We start from the raw sequence: 22,103 nt of genomic DNA on the forward strand, positions 1-22,103 counted from the left end.
GCGGGAGCTCTCATGAGACCGTTTCCCACCCGCACTCTGGCCGCCGCCGTCACGATCCTGCTGCTGAGCGCATGCGGCGGCACGGACGGCGGTGAGGTCACCGACCCGGCGGGCGCCGGCGACACGACGCCGCGATCCGGCGGCACGCTGCGCTACGCGCTCTCGTCAGCGCCGGTCTGCCCCGACCCGCACCAGGCCGGCCAGAACATGGCCATCTACATCGCCCGCCAGGTGGCCGACTCGCTCACCGACCAGGACCCGGAGACCGGGGAGATCGTGCCGTGGCTGGCCGAGAGCTGGGAGGCCGGCCCCGCGGCCACCGAGTTCACCTTCCACCTGCGCCACGGCGTCACCTTCAGCGACGGCACGCCCCTGACGGCGGAGTCGGTCCGGGCGAACTTCGACGCGATCGTCGGGCTGGGCGCGGCGGCACCGCTGGGCAACAGCTACCTGGCCGGCTACGTGGAGACCCGCGTGGCCGACGACCGCACGGCGACCGTGGTCTTCGAGCAGCCGAACGCCCAGTTCCTGCAGGCGACCGCCACCCACTCGCTGGCCCTCCTGAGCGACGCGACGCTGGCCACGCCGCCGGAGCAGCGCTGCCAGGGCGGCGTCGTCGGCAGCGGCCCGTTCGTGGTCGAGGACTACGTGCAGGACCAGAGCGCGACGCTGGTCCGGCGCGACGGATACGCGTGGGGCTCCGCCGTGTTCGGCCACGACGGCGAGGCGTACCTCGACGGCATCGAGTTCAGCATCGTCCCGGAGTCGGGCGTCCGCGCCGGTGGCCTGGCGTCGGACCAGCTGGACGCCATCAGTGACGTGCTCCCCCAGGACCAGCCGGCCATCGAGGGCGCCGGCGGGCAGGTGCTGACGACGGCGAACCCGGGCGTCGTCTTCGTGCTGCACGTCAACGTCTCGCGCGGGCCGCTCGCCGATCCGGCCGTGCGCCGCGCGCTGCTCCCGGCGATCGACCGGCAGCAGCTGGTCGACACCGTCCTGGGCGCGAACTTCCATCCCGCGACGAGCATCCTCGGCCACCGCACGCCGGGCTGGGTGGACCTGTCCGACCGGCTGGCGTTCGACCCTGACGCCGCCGCGGCCCAGCTCGACGCGGCCGGCTGGACGGCCGGCGCCGACGGCATCCGGGAGAAGGACGGGCAGCCGCTGAGCATCGACGTCGTGTACGGGCTGGCGTTCAACGGCAGCCAGGCGGTGCTCGAGCTCGTGCAGCAGCAGTTGCGCGCCGTCGGCGTCGACCTGCGGCTGCGTCAGACGACGCCGGCCGAGAGCGAGGCGGCGCTGTCGGCGGGCGACTACGACACCTTCTACTACAACACCACCCGGGCCGACCCGGACATCCTGCGCACGGCGTTCTCGTCCACCACGACCAACCGCAACCGGTTCCCGGGCCCGACCCCGCTGGACCCGGTCCTCGAGCGGCAGGCCGCCACCCTCGACGCGGCCGAGCGCGACCAGCTGGTGGCCACCGCACAGGAGTCGATCCTCGACGAGGCCTACGCCGTCCCGCTGTTCGAGCTGTCGCAGGCCATCGGGGTGACCGGGAGCGTCCGGGACCTGAGGTTCGAGGCGTCGGCCCGGCTGCAGTTCTTCGACACCTGGCTCGCGGAGTGACCGGTGGGACGGTATCTGGCCCGCCGGCTCGCCCAGGCCGTGTTCGTCCTGTGGGCGGCGTTCACCGTCGCGTTCGCCCTGCTGTACCTGCTGCCCAGCGACCCGGTGGCGATCATGCTGGACTCCGGCGGCGAGGGAACGTTCGTCGATCCCGAGCAGCGGGCCGAGCTGACCGCCCGGTACGGCCTGGACGAGCCGGTGCACGTGCAGTACCTCACGATGCTGGCCGACGCCGCCCGCGGCGACTTCGGCGTCTCGATCAGCACCGGCGCGCCGGTGCGCTCCATGATCGTCGAGGCCCTGCCGGAGACGCTGGAGCTGGCCGGCACGGCACTGGTGCTCGCGCTCGTCCTGGGCGCGGGCACCGCCCTCGCCGCCACCTACACGCGCCGTCCCTGGCTGCGGCAGCTGCTGCTCGCGCTGCCGCCGCTGGGCGTGTCGGTGCCGACGTTCTGGACCGGGCTGCTCCTGCTGCAGCTCGTGTCGTTCCGGTGGGGGCTGCTGCCGGCCATGGGCGACGACGGCGTCCGCGCTCTGGTGCTGCCGGCGATCACGCTGGCGTTGCCCACGGCCGCCGTCATCGCGCAGGTGCTGGCGAAGAGCCTGGCGCTCACCTGGTCCGAGCCGTACATCGGCACCGCGCGGGCGAAGGGCGTGAGCCGTTCGGGCATCCTGCTCGGCCACGCGGCCCGCAACGCGGCCATCCCGGTCCTGACGCTCGTCGGTGTCACCGTCGGCAATCTGGTCGCCGGCTCGGTGATCGTCGAGACGGTCTTCTCGCGGGCCGGGATCGGCCGGCTCACCCAGGCCGCGGTCGGAGCGCAGGACATCCCCGTCGTGCAGGGGCTGGTCGTGCTCGCCGCCGTGATCTTCGTGGTGGTGAACCTGGCCGTCGACCTCGTCTACCCGCTCGTCGATCCCCGGATCACCCGGGCCCGGACCCTGGCGGTGGCGTCGTGACCGAGCTGATCACCCCTGTCGCTCCGGCGCCGCCCGGCGGTCCGGCCGAGCCCGTCCCGGCGGCGGAGCGCCGCGACCGCGGCCTGGTGCGCCGGCTGCTGCGCCCCGGACTGGTCGTGGCGATCGCCGTCGTCTCCGTCGCGCTGCTCTGGGCGTTCGTGCCGGGGTGGTTCACGGGGCACGACCCGATCACCGGCGTGCCGGCGCAGAACCTCCGCCCGCCCGGCGCCGACCACTGGTTCGGCACCGACCACCTGGGCCGTGACCTGTTCGCCCGGGTCGTGCACGGCTCGGCGCTGTCGCTGCAGGCGGCGCTGATCGCGGTGCTCATCGGGCTGCTGGCCGGATCGACGATCGGGCTGCTGTCCGGGTTCGCCGGCGGCGCCGTCGACGACGTCCTGATGCGCGTCGTCGACGTGCTGCTCGCCATCCCCGGCCTGCTGCTCTCGCTCGCCGTGGTGACGGTGCTGGGGTTCGGCACCGTCAACGTGGCGGTCGCCGTCGGGGTCGCCTCGGTGGCCACGTTCGCCCGGGTGATGCGCGGCGAGGTGCTGCGGGTCCGGCAGGCCACCTACATCGAGGCCGCGTTCGCCTCGGGCGTGCGCTGGACCGGTGTCCTGCGCCGGCACGTCCTGCCGAACTCGGCCGGTCCGGTGGTCGTGCTGGCGGCGCTGGAGTTCGGCCAGGCGATCCTCGCGGTGTCGGCGCTGAGCTTCCTCGGCTTCGGCGCCGCTCCACCCGCGCCTGAGTGGGGCTCGCTGATCTCCGAGGGCCGCAACCACCTCGCGACGTCCTGGTGGCTGACCACACTGCCGGGACTGGTCGTCATCGCCGTGGTACTGGCCACCAGCCGGATCAGCCGGGCGCTGGGCGGCGACGGGAGCACGACGTGGTGAGCCTCGACGCGTCCCCGCCGGTGCTGGACGTGCGGGACCTGCGGGTCTCGTACCGCGGCCGTGGGCGCGTGGTCGAGGCGGTGCGCGGGGTCAGCCTTCGCGTCGACCCGGGCGAGGTGGTCGCGCTGGTCGGTGAGTCGGGCTCGGGCAAGTCGACGACGGCGCACGCCGTGCTCGGGCTGCTGCCGCCGGGCGGGACCGTCGACGGCGGACGCGTCCACATCGCCGGCCAGGACGTCACCGGCTGGCCGGACCGCCGGTTGCGGGCCGTGCGCGGGCTGCGGGCCGGTCTGGTGCCCCAGGATCCGACGGTCTCGCTCAACCCCGTCCGGCGGGTCGGCCACCAGGTCGCCGAGGCGCTGCGGGCGCACGGCCTCGCCGACCGGCGGACGGCGGCCGCCCGGTCCGTCGAGCTGCTCGACGAGGTGGGGCTGCCCGACCCGGCGACCCGCGCCCGGCAGTACCCGCACGAGTTGTCCGGCGGGATGCGCCAGCGCGTGCTCATCGCCATCGCGCTGGCCTGCCGGCCCGACCTGGTCATCGCCGACGAGCCGACCAGCGGCCTCGACGTCACCGTGCAGAAGCACGTGCTCGACCAGTTCGACCGGCTCACCGGCGAGCGCGGCGCCGCAGTCCTGTTCGTCACCCACGACCTCGGCGTCGCCGCCGACCGCGCCCGCCGCATCGTCGTGATGCGCCACGGCGTCATCGTCGAGGACGGGCCCGCGGCGCAGGTGCTCGGCACTCCACGGCACGACTACACCCGGCGGCTCATCGCGGCCGCGCCGAGCCTCACCAGCGCGCGACTCCGGCCGCGGGCCGCGCACGCGACGCCGTCGCCGCCGCTCGTCGTCGCCCGCGACCTGGTGAAGGAGTTCCGGCTGCCGGCCGGGCGGCGCCTGCGAGCCGTCGACGGGGTGAGCTTCGAGATCGCCCGTGGCACGACGTTCGCGCTGGTCGGCGAGTCCGGTTCCGGCAAGTCGACGACCGCGCGGCTGGTGGCCCGGCTGACAACGCCCGGCGCCGGGACGCTCGAGTTCGACGGGCAGGACCTCGGACGGCTGCGCGGGCCGGCCGTGCGCCGGCTGCGCGCCCGGCTCCAGCTGGTCTACCAGAATCCGTACGGCTCGCTGGACCCCCGGCTGGCGGTCGAGGACGTCGTCGCCGAGCCGCTGACGGCCTTCGGCGCCGGCAGCCGGGCCGAGCGGCGCGCTCGCGTCGCGGAGCTGCTCGACCTGGTGGCGCTGCCGGCCGGAACCGCGCGACGGCGGCCGCCGGAGCTCTCCGGCGGGCAGCGCCAGCGCGTCGCCATCGCGCGCGCCGTCGCCCTGCGGCCGGACCTGCTGATCCTCGACGAACCCGTCTCCGCGCTCGACGTGTCCGTCCAGGCGCAGATCCTCCAGCTGCTGGCCGGCCTGCAGTCCGATCTCGGCCTGACCTACCTGTTCATCTCGCACGACCTCGCCGTCGTGCGGCAGGTGTCGGACATCGTCGGCGTGATGCGCCACGGCCGGCTGGTCGAGACCGGCACCGCCGACCAGGTCTTCACCGCTCCTCGGCACGAGTACACCGCCGAACTGCTCGACGCGATCCCCGGAAGGACCCACCGATGAGCGTGACACCGCTGTCCGTCCTGGACCTCTCCCCCATCTCGTCCGGCTCCACCGCCGCGGCGGCACTGCGGAACACGCTGGACCTGGCGCGGCACACCGAGCGGCTCGGCTATCGGCGCTACTGGCTGGCCGAACACCACCTCGCGCCCGGTGTGGCGTCGTCGGCGCCCGCGGTGCTGGCCGGGCTCGTCGCCGCCGCGACGACGCGCATCCGCGTCGGGTCCGCGGCCGTCCAGCTGGGCCACGTCGCGCCGCTGGCGGTGGCCGAGCAGTTCGGCACCCTCGCCCAGCTGCACCCGGACCGCGTCGACGTCGGGTTGGGCCGGTCGCCACTGGCAGGGCTCGCCGCGGGCACGAGCCCGGCCCGGCCGCCGCGCAAGGGGCCGGCCGCCGACCGCGTGGCCGACGGCCTGCTGATCCCGGCGGTGCCGGCGTTCGACGTCGAGAAGGAGTCGTTCCAGCGGATCTTCCGGCTGATCGGCTCGAACAGCGCCACCCACCGCGACTACCACGCCGACGTCGGCGCCGTGCTCGACTTCCTGGACGGCGGGCACGTCGAGGCGGAGTCCGGGGTGACGACGCACAGCCCCGTCGCCGAGGGCGTCGACGCGCAGGTGTGGATCCTCGGCTCCAGCGGCGGCGAGAGCGCCCGTACGGCCGGCGCGCTCGGCCTGCCGTTCGGCGCGAACTACCACGTCAGCCCGTCGACCATCCTCGAGACCGTGCGCGCCTATCGCGAGGCGTTCCGTCCGTCGCGCCGGCTGGCCGAGCCGTACGTCGTCGTGTCCGTGGACGTCGTGGTCGGGCCCGACGACGACACCGCACGCGAGCTGGCGTCGCCGTTCGGCCAGTGGGTGCTGAGCATCCGGGCCGGCGAGGGCGCCATCCGGTACCCGAGCCCGAAGGAGGCCGCGCAGTTCCCCTGGACCGACGAGCAGCGGCGCATCGTGCGGGACCGGACCGCGACGCAGCTGGTCGGGAGTCCGGACACCGTCGCCCGAGGTCTCGCCGTCCTGCGCGACGCCACCGCCGCCGATGAGCTGCTCGTCACGACGATCACCCACGAGCACGCCGACCGCGTCCGCTCGTACGACCTGCTGGCCGCCGCCTGGGGGCTCGGAACGTCCGAAGGAGAGCACCGATGAGCACACTGCGCCTCGCCGTCGAGATCGGCGGCGCCGGCCACCACCCCGGCGCGTGGCGCCACGACGACGCGCACCCGGGCCGGCTCGTCGACGCGGGGTACCACGTCGAGCTGGCCCGCACCGCCGAGCGCGCGACACTCGACTTCGTCGCGATCCCCGACACCTTCGCACCGCCGCCGGCCGCGCTGCCCCCGTCGGCCCGTGGCCGCCTCGACGCCGTCGCGGTGGCCGCCAGGGTCGCGCCGGTCACCAGCGGCATCGGGCTGGTCCCCACGGCCACCACCACGCACACCGAGCCGTTCCATCTCTCCAAGGCGATCGCGACGCTCGACTACGTCAGCCACGGCCGGGCCGGGTGGGAGGCCGACGTCTCGCGCACCGAGGCCGAGGCCCGGCACTTCGGCCGCAAGCACGCCGCCCCGGCCGAGGATCTCTACGCCGAGGCCGGCGACGCGATCGAGGTGGTGACGCGGCTGTGGGACAGCTGGGAGGATGACGCGGTCATCCGTGACGTCGCCACCGGCCGCTATGTCGACCGCGACAGGCTCCACCCGATCGACTTCACCGGCGCGTTCTTCTCCGTCAGGGGCCCGTCGATCACCCCGCGGCCGCCGCAGGGGCGGCCGCTGGTCGTGGTGCGGGTCGACGACGACCCCGCCTGGGTGCCCGCGGCCCGCTACGCCGACGTCGTCCGCACCTCGGCGCCGGACCTGGAGACCGCGCGCTCGTTCCGGGCCCGGATCCGCGCCGCCGTCGAGGCCGCGGGCCGCGATCCGGACGCCGTCGCCGTCCTCGTCGACATCGCCACCCAGCTCGGCCGGTCCGCCGACGACGCGCAGCGCACCTGGAACGAGCTGGACCGGCTCGGCGGGCGGCCGTGGCGCCCGGAGTCGTCGCGGTTCGCCGGCACGCCGTCCGGCCTGGCCGACCTCGTCGAGGAGTGGTTCCACGAGGGCGCGGCCGACGGGTTCGTCGTCCGGCCGGCGCTGCTGCCGGCCGGGCTGACGGCGCTGGCCGACGGCCTCGTGCCGGTGCTGCGCGAGCGCGACCTGTTCCGCCACGCGTATCCCGGCCGCACGCTGCGCGACACCTTCGGCCTGGCCCGCCCCGCCAGCCGCTACGCCGCCTGATCCCCGCCCGTCCCCCGGAGATGATGACTGTGGAGCGACCCCTCAAGCAGATCCACCTCGCGGCGCACTTCCCCGGCGTCAACAACACGACCGTGTGGAGCGATCCGGCCGCAGGCAGCCAGATCGAGTTCGACTCGTTCGTGCACCTGGCCCGGACCGCCGAACGCGGCCTGTTCGACTTCTTCTTCCTCGCCGAAGGGCTGCGCCTGCGGGAGCACCGCGGCCGCATCCACGACCTCGACGTCGTCGGCCGGCCCGACACGCTCACCGTCCTGAACGCCCTGGCCGCCGTGACCACGCACCTCGGCCTGGCCGGGACCGTCAACACCACCTTCAACGAGCCGTACGAGCTGGCCCGCCAGTTCGCCTCGCTGGACCATCTGTCCGCCGGCCGCGCGGCCTGGAACATGGTCACCTCGTCCGACGCGTTCACCGGCGAGAACTTCCGCCGCGGCGGCTACCTCGACCACGCCGACCGGTACGGGCGCGCGGCGGAGACCATCGCCACCGCTCGCGAGCTCTGGGACGCGCCGAACGGCCGGTTCACCCACCACGGCCCGCAGTTCGACATCGCCGGCGTCTTCGACGTCCCGCGCAGCCCACAGGGGCACCCCGTCCTCATCCAGGCCGGCGACTCCGACGCCGGGCGCGATTTCGGGGCCGCGCACGCCGACGCGATCTTCACGATCCACTCCACCCTCGAGGCGGGGCAGGCGTTCCACGCCGACATGAGGGCCAGGCTCCTGCGGCACCGGCGCGGAGCGGACGAGCTGCGCATCCTGCCCGGCGCGACGTTCGTGCTCGGTGACACCGACGCCGACGCCCACGAGCGGGCCGACGTGATCCGCCACCAGCAGGTCGGGCCGCAGACCGCGATCGCGTTCCTCGAGCAGATCTGGGGCCGGGACCTGTCCGCCCACGACCCGGACGGCCCGCTTCCCGACGTCGACCCGGACCCCGACGCCGTCATCACCCGCGGCCGGGTGCGGCACGGCGACCCCGCCGCCGTCGCGAAACTGTGGCGCGAGACCGCGGAGGCGAAGAAGCTGTCGATCCGCGAGCTGGTCATCGAGCTGACCGGCCGGCAGTCGTTCGTCGGCAGCCCGGCGACGGTGGCCGCGCAGATCGACGAGTACGTGCAGAGCGACGCCTGTGACGGGTTCATCCTCGTGCCCCACCTCACGCCCGCGGGGCTGGACGAGTTCGTCGACACCGTCGTGCCGCTGCTGCAGGAGCGCGGCTCGTTCCGCACCTCGTACACCGGCACGACCCTCCGTGACCACCTGGGCCTGCGCCGCCCCGACCACGCCGCCGGCCGCGCCGCGGCGTCCTGATCGAAGGAGACCCGATGACGCAGACCACCCTGCTGGACGAGTGGACCACCTGGCATGCCGCCCGCGAGGACGACCTGCGCCAGCCGTACGGCTGGCTCAGCCTGGTCGCGTACCAGTGGCTGCCCGCGGAGCCGGTCCGGTTCCCCGGCCTGCCCGGTGAGTGGAGCGCGAGCGACGCGGCCGCCCGAGTGACGGCGTCGGCGGCGGACGCGCTCGTGGTCGACGGGACTCGGCTGGACGGCACCGCCGAGCTGTCCGTCGCCGAGTCGGCGTCGCACCTGTGGGCGGAGTTCGGCGCCGCGAAGGTCGAGGTCGGGCTGCGCGGCGGCCGGTACGCGCTGCGCGTGCGCGACCCGCAGGCGCCGGTCCGGGCCGCGTTCGTCGGCGTGCCGGCGTTCGACTTCGACGAGCGCTGGATCGTCACGGGGCGGTTCGTCCCGGCGGCCGAGCGGCACACCGTCGTCGTCGGGTCCGCTCGCACCGACCTGTCCCACACGCAACGCGTCGCCGGGACCGTGGTGTTCACCCTCGACGGCGCCGCGCACATGCTGACGGCGATCGACGGCGGCGACGGCGCCCTCGTGCTGCCGTTCCACGACCGCACCAACGGCCGCGAGACGTGGACCTGGCGGGTCCTGCACGCCGGCCCGGCCGGTCCGGACGGCGCCGTCACCCTGGATTTCAACCGGGCCGTCAACCCGCCGTCCTCGTTCACCGCCTACGGCACCTGCCCGCGGCCGCCGGCCGGCAGCACCCTCGCCGTCGCGGTGCGGGCCGGTGAGCGGGCACCGCGGTGAGGTTCCTCGCGGTCGACCTGATCGCGAACGCCCCGCACCTGCTGACCGGGCGGACGCCGAGCCAGCACGAGCGCTTCCGGCGGGTCGTCGACAACGCGCGCTACGCCGAGGAGCTGGGCTTCGACGCGATCGGGATCGGCGAACGGCACGCGCAGCCGTTCCTGTCGTCGTCGCCGCCGGTGGTGCTGGCGCACCTCGCCGCCGTCACGTCACGGGTGCGGCTGGTGACGACGGTGACGGTGCTCAGCCTGCTCGACCCGGTCCGGGTGGCCGAGGACTACGCCACGCTGGACCACCTCTCCGGCGGCCGGCTCGAGCTGATCATCGGCAAGGGCAACGACCCGCACCAGTCCGCGCTGTTCGGCTACGACGTGAGCGACCAGTGGGAGCGCAACCGGGAGAACCACGAGTTGCTGCGCCGGCTCTGGCGGGAGGAGCGGGTGACCTGGACCGGGACCTACCGGCCGCCGCTGGTGGGCGCGACGACGCAGCCGCGGCCACTGCAGCGGCCCACCATCCCGATCTGGCACGGCAGCGCGACCAGCGAGGAGTCGACCGAGCTGGCGGCGACGTGGGGCGAACCGCTGTTCTCCGCCAACGGCTTCCACCCGCTGGAGAAGTACGCCGCGCTGGTGCGCCACTACCGGCGCCGCTACGAGGAGCACGGCCACGGGCCGGCGTCGTCGGCCCTGGTGGGCGCCGGCGCCGGCGCGAGCGGGCTGCACCTCGAGCCCGACTCGCGCCGGGCGGTCGAGACGTTCCGGCCGTACTACGAGGCGTTCACCCGCACCGAGGGGTTCCGGCACAACGGGTCGCCGTTCGTCACGCTGGAGGACAACATCGCCGGAGGCCCGGCGCTCGTCGGCAGCCCGCAGCAGGTGCTGGAGAAGATCCACCTGCAGTACGAGGCGTTCGGCCACCAGGTGCTGGCCCTGGGCATCGAAGGCTTCGGGCTGCCCGAGGCGCAGCGACGCGCCAGCCTCGAGCTGTTCTTCGGCGAGGTGGCGCCGGTCCTGCGCAAGGAGCTGCCGAGCACGGTGTGGACCTGACCCGCACCCGCCCGAAACCCGAGGAGTGCCGCGGAGCGGCCGGGCCACGTGACAGGGTGGACCGATGCCGGTACGACAGGTGACCCTCGTGGCAGTCGCGGTCATCGCCCTCGCGATGACGGCCGGTTGCAGCATCCGCGTCGGCGGCGAGAGGGACGACGACGGAGCGCAGGTGTTCGGCGAGGACGCCGGCCTGCGGTGGGACCTCACCCGGCCGCTCGAGTCGGAGCCGCTCGGCCTCCCGTCGGACCAGCTGGCGATCGCCGACGTGCCCGAGGACGCCACCGTGGAGCTCACGCTCCCCAGCGGCACCTGGTCCGGGCGCGCCGAGCAGTTCACCGTGACCACCCGGCACGGCTACGTCGACCAGGTCAACGTCTACTGGACCGAAGCGGACGGGCAGGCCGCCGCCGACCGGATGGTGGCCGACGCGGACCTGCTCGGTGTCGACGCCGCTCAGGTCGCCGAATGGGCCGAGGTCGCGGAGTGGGCCGAGACCGCCGACATCAACGAGACCCGCACGGAGGACAACTACAACGGCTCGAACGGCGCGGTGTCCACCTCGATCAAACCCGGCATGGCCGTGGGCGAGGGCGCGGGGACACCGGTGCGGCTCTGGTACCACTTCTACGTCCGCGACGTGGTCGAGGCGGCGGACTGAGCAGGCAAGGCCGTGCAGATCGGATTCCGGACCCGCTCGGTGCCGCAGGCCGAGCCGTTCTCCGCGAGTGCGCCCAGGCAGCGGATCGGTCGCCAGCCCGCGGCGCCGTAGTTCGGGGACGACCAGCTTCCCGGCGATCTGGGGGGCCTTGCCCGGGCGTGGGTTCGCTCTGCGAGGCGTGCATGCCTGGTGGTGCGGGATGACGCCTGGTGAGGTAGCGGATCGTTGATGATCATCGCCGCCCACGCTCCGGCGAAACGGGGCACAACGGGAGCCAGGCGGGTGAAGCGTGCCCAGATCCTCCCCAGCCCACTGACGATCCAGCCCACTGACGACTCGGCGCACCCCGGTGTCCTGGCCACGACCGACTCGGCAACCAGCGGCGGCTGCGGGCATCGCCCCGCCTGAATACCCCCCCGGAGCGCCGTCGTGATCCGTGCGACGTCGCCCGGCCGATACGATCGGCGTTCGATGAGCATCTACGAGTTCCGCATCGACGGCCGGCTGAACGCCCGCGGAGGCGCCGCGCCGAGCGAGTTGCGCGTGGAGCACCACGGAGACGGCACGACCACGCTGACCGGCCCGGTGGGCGACCAGGCGGCGTTGCACGGCATGCTGGCTCGGCTGCGCGACGCCGACGCCACCCTGCTCTCGGTCCGCGCCCTCCCCGACCCGGTCCCCGGCGCGCTCGAGCGCGTCGACTGGCCGGTCCGTACCGAGCGCCTCACACTGCGCCCCGCCCGTGCGGACGACGCCGGCGCCGTCTGGCAGTACCGCCGCCTCGAGCCGGTGGCGCGCTGGCTCACCGAGCTGCCGGCCGACGCCGATGTCTTCCGTCGCCGGTTCGCGGCCCCCGAACGCCTGGCCACCACGCTGCTCGTCGAGCACCGAGGCACCGTGATCGGCGATCTCATGCTGCGCGTCGAGGACGCCTGGGCCCAGACCGAGGTGGCCGAGGCCGCCCGCGCCGTTCAGGCCGAGCTGGGCTGGGTCTTCGACCCGCACCACCACGGCCACGGCTACGCCACCGAGGCCGTGCGCGAACTGCTCCGGCTCTGCTTCGCCGACCTGGGCCTGCGCCGGGTCACCGCCCTCTGCTTCGCCGACAACGAGCCGTCCTGGCGGTTGATGGAACGCCTCGGCATGCGCCGCGAGTCGCACGAGGTCCGCGACTCCCTGCACCGCTCCGGCCAGTGGCTCGACGGCCTCGGCTACGCGCTCCTCGCCGAAGAGTGGAAGTCCCAGGCCTGAACTCGCTGGGGCCGGCCTGTATCGCGACGGCTCGTCTCAGCCCTCGGCATCCCCGGTGGACTGGCTGTCGGCCTCCGAGCACGTGCCGTTGGCGTACTCGAAGAAGGCCATGATGTCGGCGGCTTCGTCCTCGGTGATCCCGTAGATCTCCGCGAGACTGCTCTCGTCGGCGGCGGCCTGCTCCAACGACTCGAGATCGTCCCGATCGACCTCGGAGAGCGCGTCGACGAACACCTCGAAGCCGGCGCGCGCGGCGTCATCGACGTCCTCGGGCGTGCCGACCTCCTCGAGCCGCTCCGCGGACGCGTGCACCTCGTCGACCGTGCCACCTCGGCCATCGGTCCACGTGGCACAGAACTCCTCGGCGCCGGCATCGTCAGGAGCGCCGCCGCAAGCCGCTAGCGAGAGAGCGGCGAGAACCGCTGTCGACCCGATCCTGACCTGGCGGTTGAACGGCATCGCGTGTCCTTTCGGTCCTTCGCGGGTCGGGCTCATCGGGCGATACATCCTCGTCGCTCCCCATTCATTCACGCCAGCCCGCCGGACCGGCGAACGACGCGCGCTTCCCGCGGCCAGTCCGCACCGGCCCGACATCGACGCCCGCGCCCGCGTCCGCGTCCGCGTCCGCGCGCGAACGCTGAGATCCCCAACGATCAGGAGACGTCGGACGGACATCTCGCGCCGCCGCGTCGGCGCATACGCCGCCGGGGTGATCAGCTCTCCACTACAGTGATCTCCGCGAACGAAAGGGGTCCACGATGATCCGCTTCGCGATCCGCGCCGTGGTCTTCATCGGGTCGGCCGCCATCGGCCTGCTCGTCGCGAAGGCTCTCGTGGACGAGATGACCATCGACTGGGCCGACGTCTTCTGGGTCGTCGTGATCTTCGCGGTGCTGCAGTCGGTCCTCGCCCCGTTCATCGCGAACACGGCATCGCGCAACGCTCCAGCGCTGCTGGGCGCCGCGGGACTGATCAGCACCGTCGTCGCCCTGTTGATCACGTCCGTGGTCACCGGGCTGAGCATCAGCGGCGGCCCGGGGCCGTGGATCTACGCCAGCGTCGTCGTCTGGATCGTCACGATGCTCGCCACACTCCTGTTGCCGATCCTCCTGGTGAAGGCCGGCATCCGGCGCCGCCGCGATCGCGACCCGGACGCCACGTCACCACCCTGACGTCGGGCCGTGACGGGCCGCCGCGGGTGGCGTTGGGTCGATCTCCTCTGCGCAAGATGCCTGACATACGCCACACTCGGACATCGCTGTAGCAATTTGACAGGAACTACAGACAGTCGCTCACAGCATGCGCTAACGTCACCGACAGTGATCATCGGGGCGGTGGTCATGACAGGGGGTGGTGGGCAGTGGAGTCCGGCATCGACGAGCAGCCGTCGGCCGACAGCGCCCAACGCGTCACCGGACTCATGCCGAGCCTCGTCGAGGATCTGAAGCGCCTGGCCCGCGTCCCGCCCCTCGCCTCCCCCGGTCTTCCTTCCGAGCCGTGGTTCGAGGCGCACGACTTCGCCGCCGGCCCAGCGCCGGCGAAGGTGGGCAACGACGCCTACCCGCGCTTCGTCGCACCGTTGCTGGGCATCCTCGCGCTCTACGCCTGCCTCGTGCTGTTCGTCGCCGCCGGATTCGGCTGAGCCGGCGTTTCGACGTCCCACCCGACACCCGACCATCCGCAGGGAGACAGCATGTCCGAGCTCATCGTCATCGGGTACGACGACCACGACACCGCCAAGAACGCCTATGCAGAGGTCCAGCGGCTGCAGAGCGACTTCATCGTCGATCTCACCGGCCTGGCCGTGGTCACGGTCGACGACGACGGCAAGCAGCATGTCGACACCCCGGGACGCATCGTCAGCGCGTCGGCTGCCTCCGGCGCCCTGTGGGGCGCGCTGTTCGGCCTGCTGTTCCTCATCCCCGGCATGGGCCTGCTGCTCGGCGGCGCGATGGGCGCGCTCCTGGGCAAGCTGAACAAGTCCGGCATCGACGAGGCGTTCCGCAACCGCGTGCACGCCATGCTGCAGCCCGGCCGGGCCGCGGTCGTGATCATGGCCGCGAAGATCACCGAGGACAAGTTCGCCGCCGCGCTGCGGCCCTACGGCGGGGAGATCCTGCAGACGTCGCTGTCCAAGGAGCACGAGGAGGAACTGGCCTCCGAGCTCCGTGCGGGCTGACCGCCGCGGGCCGTTCCGCATCGACGGCTCGGGCCCGGCCGCCCGGCCGGCGCCATGACCGTCCGGTGGGCTCTGGCCGGCATCGTCGCGGCGACCGCGGCCACCGTCGGCGTGCTCGTCCCTGCCGCGCAGCCGGCCCGTGCGCAGGACGTCGCGGATCCAGCCGCCGAACTGGCCGAACGGTACGCACCCGTCCTGCGGATCCGCGCTCAGGCCGAACCGTGCGGCGAGGGCCAGCCGTACCTGCCGGTCGACATCGACACCGTCCTGGACAACCGCGACGTCGCCCTGCGCGGGCCGTGGTCCACCGACGACCTCGCCGGCATCGCGCCGTCGGCGACGGACATCGGCGACGGCCTGGGCCGCTACCACCTCGACTTCCCCGGCGACGCACTCGAGCCGGGCTGCGACTTCGAGGAGTGGTCGCGAGAGCTCAGCGCCGGCAGCCGGCCGACCGCCTACGCCCGCGTCGTCGGCGACCCGGACCGACCCGGCCGGGTCGCGCTGCAGTACTGGTTCTTCTACGTCTTCAACGACTGGAACAACAACCACGAGGGCGACTGGGAGATGATCCAGCTCGTCTTCGACGCCCCCGACGCGGCCGGCGCTCTGCGCACCGAGCCGACGATGGTCGGGTACAGCCAGCACTCCGGCGGCGAGGGCACCACCTGGGCGTCGGACGTCATGGAGATCATCGACGGCACCCACCCCGTCGTTCATCCGGCCGAGGGCTCGCACGCCAACTTCTTCGGCGCCGCGCTCTACCTCGGCCGCAGCGCCGACACAGGCGTCGGCTGCGACGACACCCGCGAACCGCACACCGACCTGCGCCCCGACATCGCGCTCATGCCGACGGACCAGGCCGCCTACCTCGACGCGTTTCCCTGGCTGGGGTTCCAGGGCCGGTGGGGTGAGCGGCACGAGGCCTTCTACAACGGTCCCACCGGCCCGAACATGAAGCACCAGTGGACCGAGCCGATCCAGTGGGCCGAAGAGACCTGGCGCGACGGCAGCGTCACCGTGCCCCTGTCGTCCGCCATCGGCCCGAACGTCACCAACGCCTTCTGCGGCGTCGTCGAGACCGGCTCCAACCTGCTGCGGGCCGTCGTCCGCAACCCCGGTGCCGCACTCGCCGTCCTGGCCGGACTGGTCGCCATCGTCATCGCCGCCGCCAGCCGTACCCGGTGGACCGGCGCCGCGCCGTACCCGGTCGTACGCCGCCGCGCCTGGGGTCAGGTGCTGAGCGCCGCATGGCAGATGTACGCCCGGCACTGGCCGCTGTTCACCGGCATCGGGCTGGTGTACCTGCCGGTCATGGCGCTGGCCACCGGCGCCCAGTGGATCGCCGTCACCGCCGCCGACCTCACCACGCTGGTCGGCCCGGACGGCGACCACAACGCCCTGACCGTCCTGGTGGTCGTGCTACTCGGCGACGCCATCTCCCTGCTGGCCTACCTGTGCGTCCTCGCCGCCGTGAGCCACTCGGTGGGCGCGCTCAGCGGCGGCCGGGTGCCCTCGCCCCTCGACGCCTACCGTGCCGTCGTCCAGCGACTACGTCCCCTGAGCAGTGTGGCGGTACGCATCGCCGTCGTCGTCGCACTGCTGCTCGTCGCGATCGTCACGGCCCCCTTCGCGCTGGTCTACGCGGTGCGCCGCGCCTTCGCCGTCCCGATCGTCATGATCGAGGACGAACCCGCGACCGGCGCGCTGCGACGCAGCCGCCAGCTGGTGCGCGGCCAGTGGTGGCGCACCGCGATGCTGCTCGTCCTCGTCGTCGGACTCGGCGCGGTCATCGGGCCGCTGGTCGGCATCGTCATCCTGCTGGTCTCGGGCGGCACGACCTTCTGGCTGATCAACCTCGTCGCCGGCCTCGTCTACGCGGCCACCATGCCCTACGTCGCCCTCGTCATCGCCTACCAGTACGCCGATCTCACCGACCGAAGCGTCGCCGAGGACGACCGGGAACCGGCGCTGGTCTCGTGACGCCGGTCGAGGACAGGGCCGGACGGCCACGATGGCGCTCCGTCGTCGCCGGCGTGCTGCTCTCGGTGGGCTGCCTGCTCGCGATCCCGGCCACGGCGGCGGTCTGGCTGGACGCCGTCGTCAACGACACCGACGGCTACGTCGACGCCGTCGGCCCGCTCGCGAACGACCCGGCCATCCAGAACGCCGTCGCCGCGCGCGTCACCGACCGCGTCATGACCGCCGTCGGCGGCTCCGGGCCCGCGACCGACCGCCTCCGCGGCCGGGTCGAGGAGCAGGTCGGCGCCGTCGTCGCCAGTGACCGCTTCGCGACCATCTGGACCGAGGCGAACCGCGCCGTCCACGGCCACGTCGTCGCCCTGCTCACCAGCGACGACGACAGCGGCGTGCTCGCGGTCCAGGACGACACCGTCACCGTCCGGCTCGGCGCCGTCGTCGCCGCCGTCCGGGAGCGCCTCGTCGCCGCCGGCATCCCCGCCGCCGACCGGCTCACGGCCGGCGACGCCGACCTCGTCGTGCTCCAGTCCGAGCACCTGCCCACCGCGCGGGACTGGCTCGCCCGCATCGACCGCCTCGGCACCTGGCTCCCGGTGGTCACCGCGGCTCTCCTCGTCGCCGGGCTGGCGGCCGCGCGGAACCGCCTCCGCGCCGCCGCGGCCGCCGGCGCCGGTCTGGCCCTGGGCATGCTCGCGCTGGTCGTCCTGCTGGCCGTCGTGCGCTCCCGCTACCTCGCCACGCGCGCGCCGACAGCCGACCGCGACGCCGTCGCAGCCGTCTACGACCAGCTCACCGACCCGCTGCGGACCATGTCGGCCGCCCTGATCATCGCCGGACTGGCACTGGCGCTGGCTGCCGTCGTGGTGCTCCGGCTCAGACGGCGCCCCGCCGACCGCGGGCCCGCCTGAGGCCGTGCTCCGTGCGACGGGTCAGGCGACGCTGCCGGCTCGGTGCCCGAAGACCGCACCGGCGGCCAGGCCCGTGCCGCCCGGGTAATTGCCGCTGAACAGCCCGCCCAGCATCTCGCCCGCGACCAGCAGGCCCGGAATCGGAGCGTCGTCGTCGGTGAGGACCCGCCCATGCGTGTCGGCTCGCAGGCCGCCGAACGTGAAGGTGATGCCGCACGTCACCGGGTAGGCGTAGTACGGCGGCGTCCGCAGCGGAGCGGCCCAGTTGCTCTTCGGCGGGCGGACGTCGGAGCGCCGGCCGTCCTTGACGGTCGGGTCGAACCGTGCCGTGGTGTCGATGGCGGCGTTGTACTCGGCCACCGTCTTGCGCAGTCCCGGCTCGTCGATGCCGGCCTGCCGCGCGAGCTCCTCGATCGTGTCGGCCACGACGACGGTGATGCCGGGCATGTCGTACTCCTCGGCCCGCAGCAGCGGCCGCAGCTCGGCGTCGAACAGCTGGAAGGCGACCGAGCCGGGCTGCTCGAGGATCTGGCTGCCGTACTTGGCGTAGGTGTAGTTGCGGAAGTCCTCGCCCTCGTCGACGAAGCGCTCGCCGTCGACGTTGACGACGATGCCGAGCGGATAGCTCTGCCGGGTCAGCCGGTTGGTCAGCTCGCGGTTGCTCTCGTTGTTCGGGTGGCCCGCGTCCCAGGCGACGGCGTGGCAGGTCGACCAGTCTCCGGACCGCCCGGCGCCGATCCGCAGCGCTTCGACCAACACCTCGCCGGTGTTGTTCTGCGTGCCGCGGACCCGGGCGTTGGCCCAGCCGCGGCCGAGGTGACGCTCGCGCAGCTGCGGGTCGGCCTCGAACCCGCCGGCGGCCAGGACCACCGACTCCGCCGCCAGCTCGCCGCGGGTGCCGTCGCTCGTCACGTAGGCGACCCCGGTGACGGTGCCGTCGTCGACCAGCAGCTCCTGGACGGCGTGGCCGAAGCGGAGGTCGACGCCGAGAGCGGCGGCGGCGCGGGCGTGGTCGGCCATGAGGCCCTGCCCGCCGTCGACGTTGCCGACGTGCAGCCCGCCCCAGAACAGGTAGGTGCCGTCGTCGCGCTGGTAGGCCTGCCGCTCGTACATCAGCCGGTACCGCAGCCCGTGCCCGTGCAGCCAGCGCAGGACCCGGCGGCTCTCGGCCACCAGCACCCGGGTGAGATCCGGGTCGTTGCGCCCGCCGGTCACCTTGGCGAGATCCGCGGCGTACTCGTCGGCGGAGTAGGGCGGCACCTCTGTGAGCCCGTGGCGGTCGTCGGGCTCGACGATGTCGAGCAGGTCGGACAGCCCGTCGTGCACGATGCGGGTCGCGCCCGCCGTGTAGTAGCTGTTGCCGCCCGCGTGCTCGCGGTCGCCCTTCTCCAGCAGGACGACCGAACGGCCGCGCTCGGCGGCGGCGAGCGCGGCGCAGAAGCCGGCGTTGCCGCCGCCCACGACGACGACGTCGGCGAACGGCCGGGCGGTTCCCAGTCGGTTCAAGATGTACTCCGCTTCTCCGGTGGACGGGCTGACGCGCGGACGCGGCGTCACGGGCCGAGCGTCAGCAACGTCTCCTCGGTCATCTCGCGGATGGCGTAGGCCGGACCCTCGTGGCCGAACCCGCTGGCCTTGACGCCACCGAAGGGCATGAGGTCGACGCGGGCGCTGGAGGTCTCGTTGACGTGCACGGTGCCGACGCGCAGCCGGCCGGCGACGTGCAGCGCCCGGCCGATGTCTGACGTGAACAGGCCGGCCGCGAGGCCGTAGGGGGTGTCGTTGGCCTCGTCGATCGCCTTGTCGACGTCGGTGAACGGCCGGATGGACACGACCGGGCCGAAGATCTCGCGGCACATGACGTTCATGTCCGGCGCGACGTCGGTGAGCACGGTGGGCTGGACGACGGCGCCCTTCCTCGTCCCGCCGGTGACGACCTCGGCGCCGCCGCCGGCCGCGGCCGACACCCAGCTCTCGACCCGCTCGGCCGCCTGCTCGTCGATGAGCGGGCCGATGAACGTGTCCGGTTCGCGCGGGTCACCGATCGCCCGGCCGTCCAGCGCGGCCTCCAGCGCCGCGGTGAAGTCGCCGGCGACGGCCTCGTGCACGTAGAGCCGCTGCACCGACGTGCACACCTGGCCGGCCTTGCGGAAGGCGGCGTTGACGCACAGCCGCACCGCGCGGGCGAGGTCGGCGTCCTCGCAGACGATGGTGCTGGCCAGGCTGCCCAGCTCGAGCTGGGCCCGGCGCACGCCGATGGTGCGCTGGATGTGCTCGCCGACGGCCGTGCTGCCGGTGAACGCGTAGTACGCGGGCACCTCGTCCTCGAGCAGCCACTGGCCCACCGTGGGACCGTCGCCGTACAGGACGCTGATCAGGTCCGGCGGCAGGCCGGCGTCGAGCAGCACCCGCAGCAGCAGGTCCGCCGTCAGCGGCGTCTGCACGGCCGGCTTCAGGACGACGCCGTTCCCGGCCGCCAGCGCCGGCGCGATCTTGTGGGCGACGGTGTTGAGCGGCGAGTTGAACGGGGTGATGGCGCACACGACGCCGACCGGGCGCCGCACCGTGAACGCGACCCGTGCCGGCCCGCTCGGGTCGGCGTCGATGGGCACCACCTCGCCCCGCAGCCGCTTGGCCTCCTCGCCGGACAACAGCAGCGTCTGCGCCGTCCGCTCCACCTCCCGCCGGGCGTCCACGGTGGTGAAGCCGGTGTCGGTGACGATCGACTCGACCAGTTCGCCGGCCCGCTCGAGCACCAGCTCGCCGGCACGGGCGAGGATCCGGTAACGGTCGTACGGCGAGAGGGCCTGCCCGGCCTGCGCGGCGGCGACGGCCCGGGTGGCCTCCGCGACCTGCGCGCGGCCGGGCGACTGGATGTCGGCCACCGGCTCGCGCGTGTAGGTGTCGCGGGCGACGGCGCTCTGCTCGCCGTCGACCCAGTCACCCGCCACGAACGGGCGCAGCTGCTTCATGCTTCTCCTCCGTGTCAGAACTGCGACGCGTACTGGGCCGGGTCGATGCGCGCCTCGACGACCAGTGGGCGGGTCAGGCCGGCGACGCCCTCGATGGCGCGGTCCAGCTCGGCCCGCGACTCCACCCTGATGCCGTCGCAGCCCATCGCCCCGGCCAGCTGGACGAGGTCGGTGTCCTCGATGCGGGTCGCGACGCTCGGGTAGCTGACCGCCATCTGCTTGAGCTCGATCCGGTTGAGGCTGCCGTCGACGAACACGACCACGACGATCGGCAGTCCGAGCGCCGCCGCCAGCCGCATCTCCGTCGCGACCATGGCGAAGCCGCCGTCGCCGACGAGGGCCGCGACCGGCCGGTCCGGGTGCAGCAGCTTCGCGGCGATGGCCGCCGGCACGCCGAAGCCCATCGCCGACAGGCCGTTGGTCATGAGCACGCTGCGCGGCCGGGTGGCCGGCCAGCCCTGCCCGACCAGCAGCTTGTGCGATCCGACGTCGGAGGTGACGATCGCGGTCGCGGCCAGCCGGCCGGCCACCACGTCCACCACGTCGGTGGGGTTGAGCCGATCGGCCACGCGGCCGTCGTAGTAGGCATCGCGCAGCCGGGCGCGGTGCTCCTTGACCTCCCGCTCGGTCCAGCGCGGCTCACCGGTCCAGCCGTCGGCCAGCCAGCCGAGCCCGGCCGCGACGTCGCCGACCACCTCGCTGGCGGCGGCGTAGATCTGGTCGGTGTTCGGTGTGGTGTCCACGTGCAGCACCGGGGTGGTGAGCCGCCACGGCTTGATCAGCTCGACCGGGTCGAAGCCGGCCGCCACGATGAGGTCGGCGGACCCCAGGAAGTCCCACACCACCTGGTTGCAGGCCATGTCGAGGACGCCGGCGAACATCGGCGAGTCCTCCGGGACGACACCCTTGGCCATCGGCGCCACGACCACCGGCAGGCCGGCGGTCTCGGCCAGCCGGAGCAGTTGCTCCGTGGCCTCGCAGCGCGCCGCGCCGATGCCGGCCAGCAGCACCGGGCGGCGCGCGGCCGCGAGCAGCCGCGCCGGGTCCGCGCCGCTGACTCCGACTCCCCCACGCACCGGCCCGAGCGGCGGGACCGCCACCTCGGCGTCGCGTGCGGTGGCCTTGAACGTGTCCGACCCGACGGTCAGGTGCACGGCACCGGGCCGCTCGGCGGTCGCGGTGCGCAGGGCCTTGCGCATGACGGTGGCGGCGGCGCCGGCGTCCATGCGTCCGGCCCACTTGGTGACCGGCGCGAACAACGCCTGGTGGTCGACGACCTGATGGGTGAAGAACGGCTCGCGGGCCGACTCGATCTGCCCCGACACCGCGAGCAGTGGCACGCGGTCCAGCGTGGCCGCCGCGACGCCGTTGACCAGCGCGGTCGACCCGGGGCCCAGGGTGGACAGGCAGACCCCGGGCCGGCCGGTGACCATGCCGTACGCCTCGGCCATGAACGCCGCCGTGCCCTCCCGCCGGGCCAGCACGACGTCGATGCCGCGCACCCGCGAACGCTCCATGAACTCGATGATCGGATCACCGGGATAGGCGAAGATCGCCTCGGTGCCCGCCTCCGCGAGGTAAGCCGCCATCACATCC

20 protein-coding genes are annotated in these 22,103 nt (G+C 73.5%); 16 read left to right on the forward strand and 4 right to left on the reverse strand.

Going from position 1 to position 22,103, the window contains the following annotated elements; genetic code table 11:
* The first annotated feature begins 12 nt into the window (after positions 1–12).
* The 11 genes from DZA62_RS21015 (at position 13) to DZA62_RS21065 (ending at position 12,468) form a co-directional block, all read left to right on the forward strand.
* Positions 13–1,632, forward strand: a complete 1,620-nt coding sequence (locus tag DZA62_RS21015; protein WP_116950905.1) for an ABC transporter substrate-binding protein — start codon at positions 13–15, stop codon at positions 1,630–1,632.
* A 3-nt stretch (positions 1,633–1,635) separates the two neighbouring features.
* Positions 1,636–2,592 (forward strand): ABC transporter permease, encoded by a 957-nt coding sequence (locus DZA62_RS21020; RefSeq protein WP_116950906.1) that lies wholly within the window; start codon positions 1,636–1,638, stop codon positions 2,590–2,592.
* Complete coding sequence (locus tag DZA62_RS21025) at positions 2,589–3,488, forward strand: ABC transporter permease (RefSeq protein WP_198664031.1); 900 nt, start codon at positions 2,589–2,591, stop codon at positions 3,486–3,488. The genes DZA62_RS21020 and DZA62_RS21025 overlap by 4 nt, the downstream gene beginning before the upstream one ends.
* On the forward strand, positions 3,482–5,101 hold the full coding sequence (locus DZA62_RS21030) for a dipeptide ABC transporter ATP-binding protein (protein ID WP_116950907.1): 1,620 nt from the start codon (positions 3,482–3,484) through the stop codon (positions 5,099–5,101). Before DZA62_RS21025 ends, DZA62_RS21030 begins: the two co-directional genes overlap by 7 nt.
* Positions 5,098–6,246, forward strand: a complete 1,149-nt coding sequence (locus DZA62_RS21035; protein ID WP_116950908.1) for an MsnO8 family LLM class oxidoreductase — start codon at positions 5,098–5,100, stop codon at positions 6,244–6,246. The genes DZA62_RS21030 and DZA62_RS21035 overlap by 4 nt, the downstream gene beginning before the upstream one ends.
* The gene (locus DZA62_RS21040; RefSeq protein ID WP_116950909.1) at positions 6,243–7,376 is read left to right on the forward strand and encodes an LLM class flavin-dependent oxidoreductase; all 1,134 of its coding nucleotides are present in this window, start codon (positions 6,243–6,245) and stop codon (positions 7,374–7,376) included. The genes DZA62_RS21035 and DZA62_RS21040 overlap by 4 nt, the downstream gene beginning before the upstream one ends.
* A 23-nt stretch (positions 7,377–7,399) precedes the next feature.
* Positions 7,400–8,710, forward strand: a complete 1,311-nt coding sequence (locus tag DZA62_RS21045; protein WP_116951125.1) for an LLM class flavin-dependent oxidoreductase — start codon at positions 7,400–7,402, stop codon at positions 8,708–8,710.
* 14 nt (positions 8,711–8,724) lie between these two features.
* The gene (locus DZA62_RS21050) at positions 8,725–9,507 is read left to right on the forward strand and encodes a DUF1684 domain-containing protein (RefSeq protein WP_116950910.1); all 783 of its coding nucleotides are present in this window, start codon (positions 8,725–8,727) and stop codon (positions 9,505–9,507) included.
* Positions 9,504–10,556 carry an LLM class flavin-dependent oxidoreductase gene (locus DZA62_RS21055; RefSeq protein WP_116950911.1) on the forward strand — a complete coding sequence of 351 codons (1,053 nt, stop codon included), beginning with the start codon at positions 9,504–9,506 and terminating at the stop codon, positions 10,554–10,556. Before DZA62_RS21050 ends, DZA62_RS21055 begins: the two co-directional genes overlap by 4 nt.
* Positions 10,557–10,644: 88 nt before the next feature.
* Positions 10,645–11,217 (forward strand): hypothetical protein, encoded by a 573-nt coding sequence (locus DZA62_RS21060; RefSeq protein WP_157987806.1) that lies wholly within the window; start codon positions 10,645–10,647, stop codon positions 11,215–11,217.
* A gap of 471 nt (positions 11,218–11,688) precedes the next feature.
* Positions 11,689–12,468, forward strand: coding sequence for a GNAT family N-acetyltransferase (locus DZA62_RS21065; RefSeq protein ID WP_198664032.1), 780 nt, complete (start codon positions 11,689–11,691; stop codon positions 12,466–12,468).
* A gap of 36 nt (positions 12,469–12,504) precedes the next feature.
* On the opposite strand, the gene DZA62_RS21070 is transcribed toward DZA62_RS21065, so the two are convergent.
* Positions 12,505–12,780, reverse strand: coding sequence for a hypothetical protein (locus DZA62_RS21070; RefSeq protein WP_157987807.1), 276 nt, complete (start codon positions 12,778–12,780; stop codon positions 12,505–12,507).
* A 446-nt stretch (positions 12,781–13,226) separates the two neighbouring features.
* Here DZA62_RS21070 and DZA62_RS21075 point away from each other — a divergent pair, with 446 nt between their 5' ends.
* The 5 genes from DZA62_RS21075 to DZA62_RS21095 all read left to right on the forward strand — a co-directional run bounded on the left by DZA62_RS21075 (position 13,227) and on the right by DZA62_RS21095 (position 17,535).
* On the forward strand, positions 13,227–13,640 hold the full coding sequence (locus tag DZA62_RS21075) for a phage holin family protein (RefSeq protein ID WP_116950914.1): 414 nt from the start codon (positions 13,227–13,229) through the stop codon (positions 13,638–13,640).
* A gap of 188 nt (positions 13,641–13,828) precedes the next feature.
* A complete protein-coding gene (locus tag DZA62_RS21080) occupies positions 13,829–14,110 on the forward strand; it encodes a hypothetical protein (RefSeq protein ID WP_116950915.1) in 282 nt (93 codons plus the stop codon).
* Positions 14,111–14,161: 51 nt separating this feature from the next.
* Positions 14,162–14,647 carry a DUF1269 domain-containing protein gene (locus DZA62_RS21085; RefSeq protein ID WP_116950916.1) on the forward strand — a complete coding sequence of 162 codons (486 nt, stop codon included), beginning with the start codon at positions 14,162–14,164 and terminating at the stop codon, positions 14,645–14,647.
* Positions 14,648–14,701: 54 nt separating this feature from the next.
* Positions 14,702–16,630 carry a DUF7544 domain-containing protein gene (locus DZA62_RS21090; protein WP_116950917.1) on the forward strand — a complete coding sequence of 643 codons (1,929 nt, stop codon included), beginning with the start codon at positions 14,702–14,704 and terminating at the stop codon, positions 16,628–16,630.
* Positions 16,627–17,535, forward strand: a complete 909-nt coding sequence (locus DZA62_RS21095) for a hypothetical protein (protein WP_116950918.1) — start codon at positions 16,627–16,629, stop codon at positions 17,533–17,535. The genes DZA62_RS21090 and DZA62_RS21095 overlap by 4 nt, the downstream gene beginning before the upstream one ends.
* A gap of 21 nt (positions 17,536–17,556) precedes the next feature.
* Here the strand turns inward: DZA62_RS21095 and tcuA are convergent, their stop codons facing one another.
* From tcuA to DZA62_RS21110, 3 genes are read right to left on the reverse strand one after another with little or no spacing between them, the layout of a single operon-like run.
* Complete coding sequence (tcuA, locus tag DZA62_RS21100; protein WP_116951127.1) at positions 17,557–19,032, reverse strand: FAD-dependent tricarballylate dehydrogenase TcuA; 1,476 nt, start codon at positions 19,030–19,032, stop codon at positions 17,557–17,559.
* Between the two features lie 56 nt (positions 19,033–19,088).
* Positions 19,089–20,507 carry an aldehyde dehydrogenase family protein gene (locus DZA62_RS21105; RefSeq protein WP_116950919.1) on the reverse strand — a complete coding sequence of 473 codons (1,419 nt, stop codon included), beginning with the start codon at positions 20,505–20,507 and terminating at the stop codon, positions 19,089–19,091.
* Positions 20,508–20,521: 14 nt separating this feature from the next.
* A complete protein-coding gene (locus DZA62_RS21110; RefSeq protein ID WP_198664034.1) occupies positions 20,522–22,096 on the reverse strand; it encodes a thiamine pyrophosphate-binding protein in 1,575 nt (524 codons plus the stop codon).
* Positions 22,097–22,103 lie beyond the last annotated feature (7 nt).

Source organism: Jiangella endophytica, from assembly GCF_003427025.1.
GTDB lineage: Bacteria > Actinomycetota > Actinomycetes > Jiangellales > Jiangellaceae > Jiangella > Jiangella endophytica.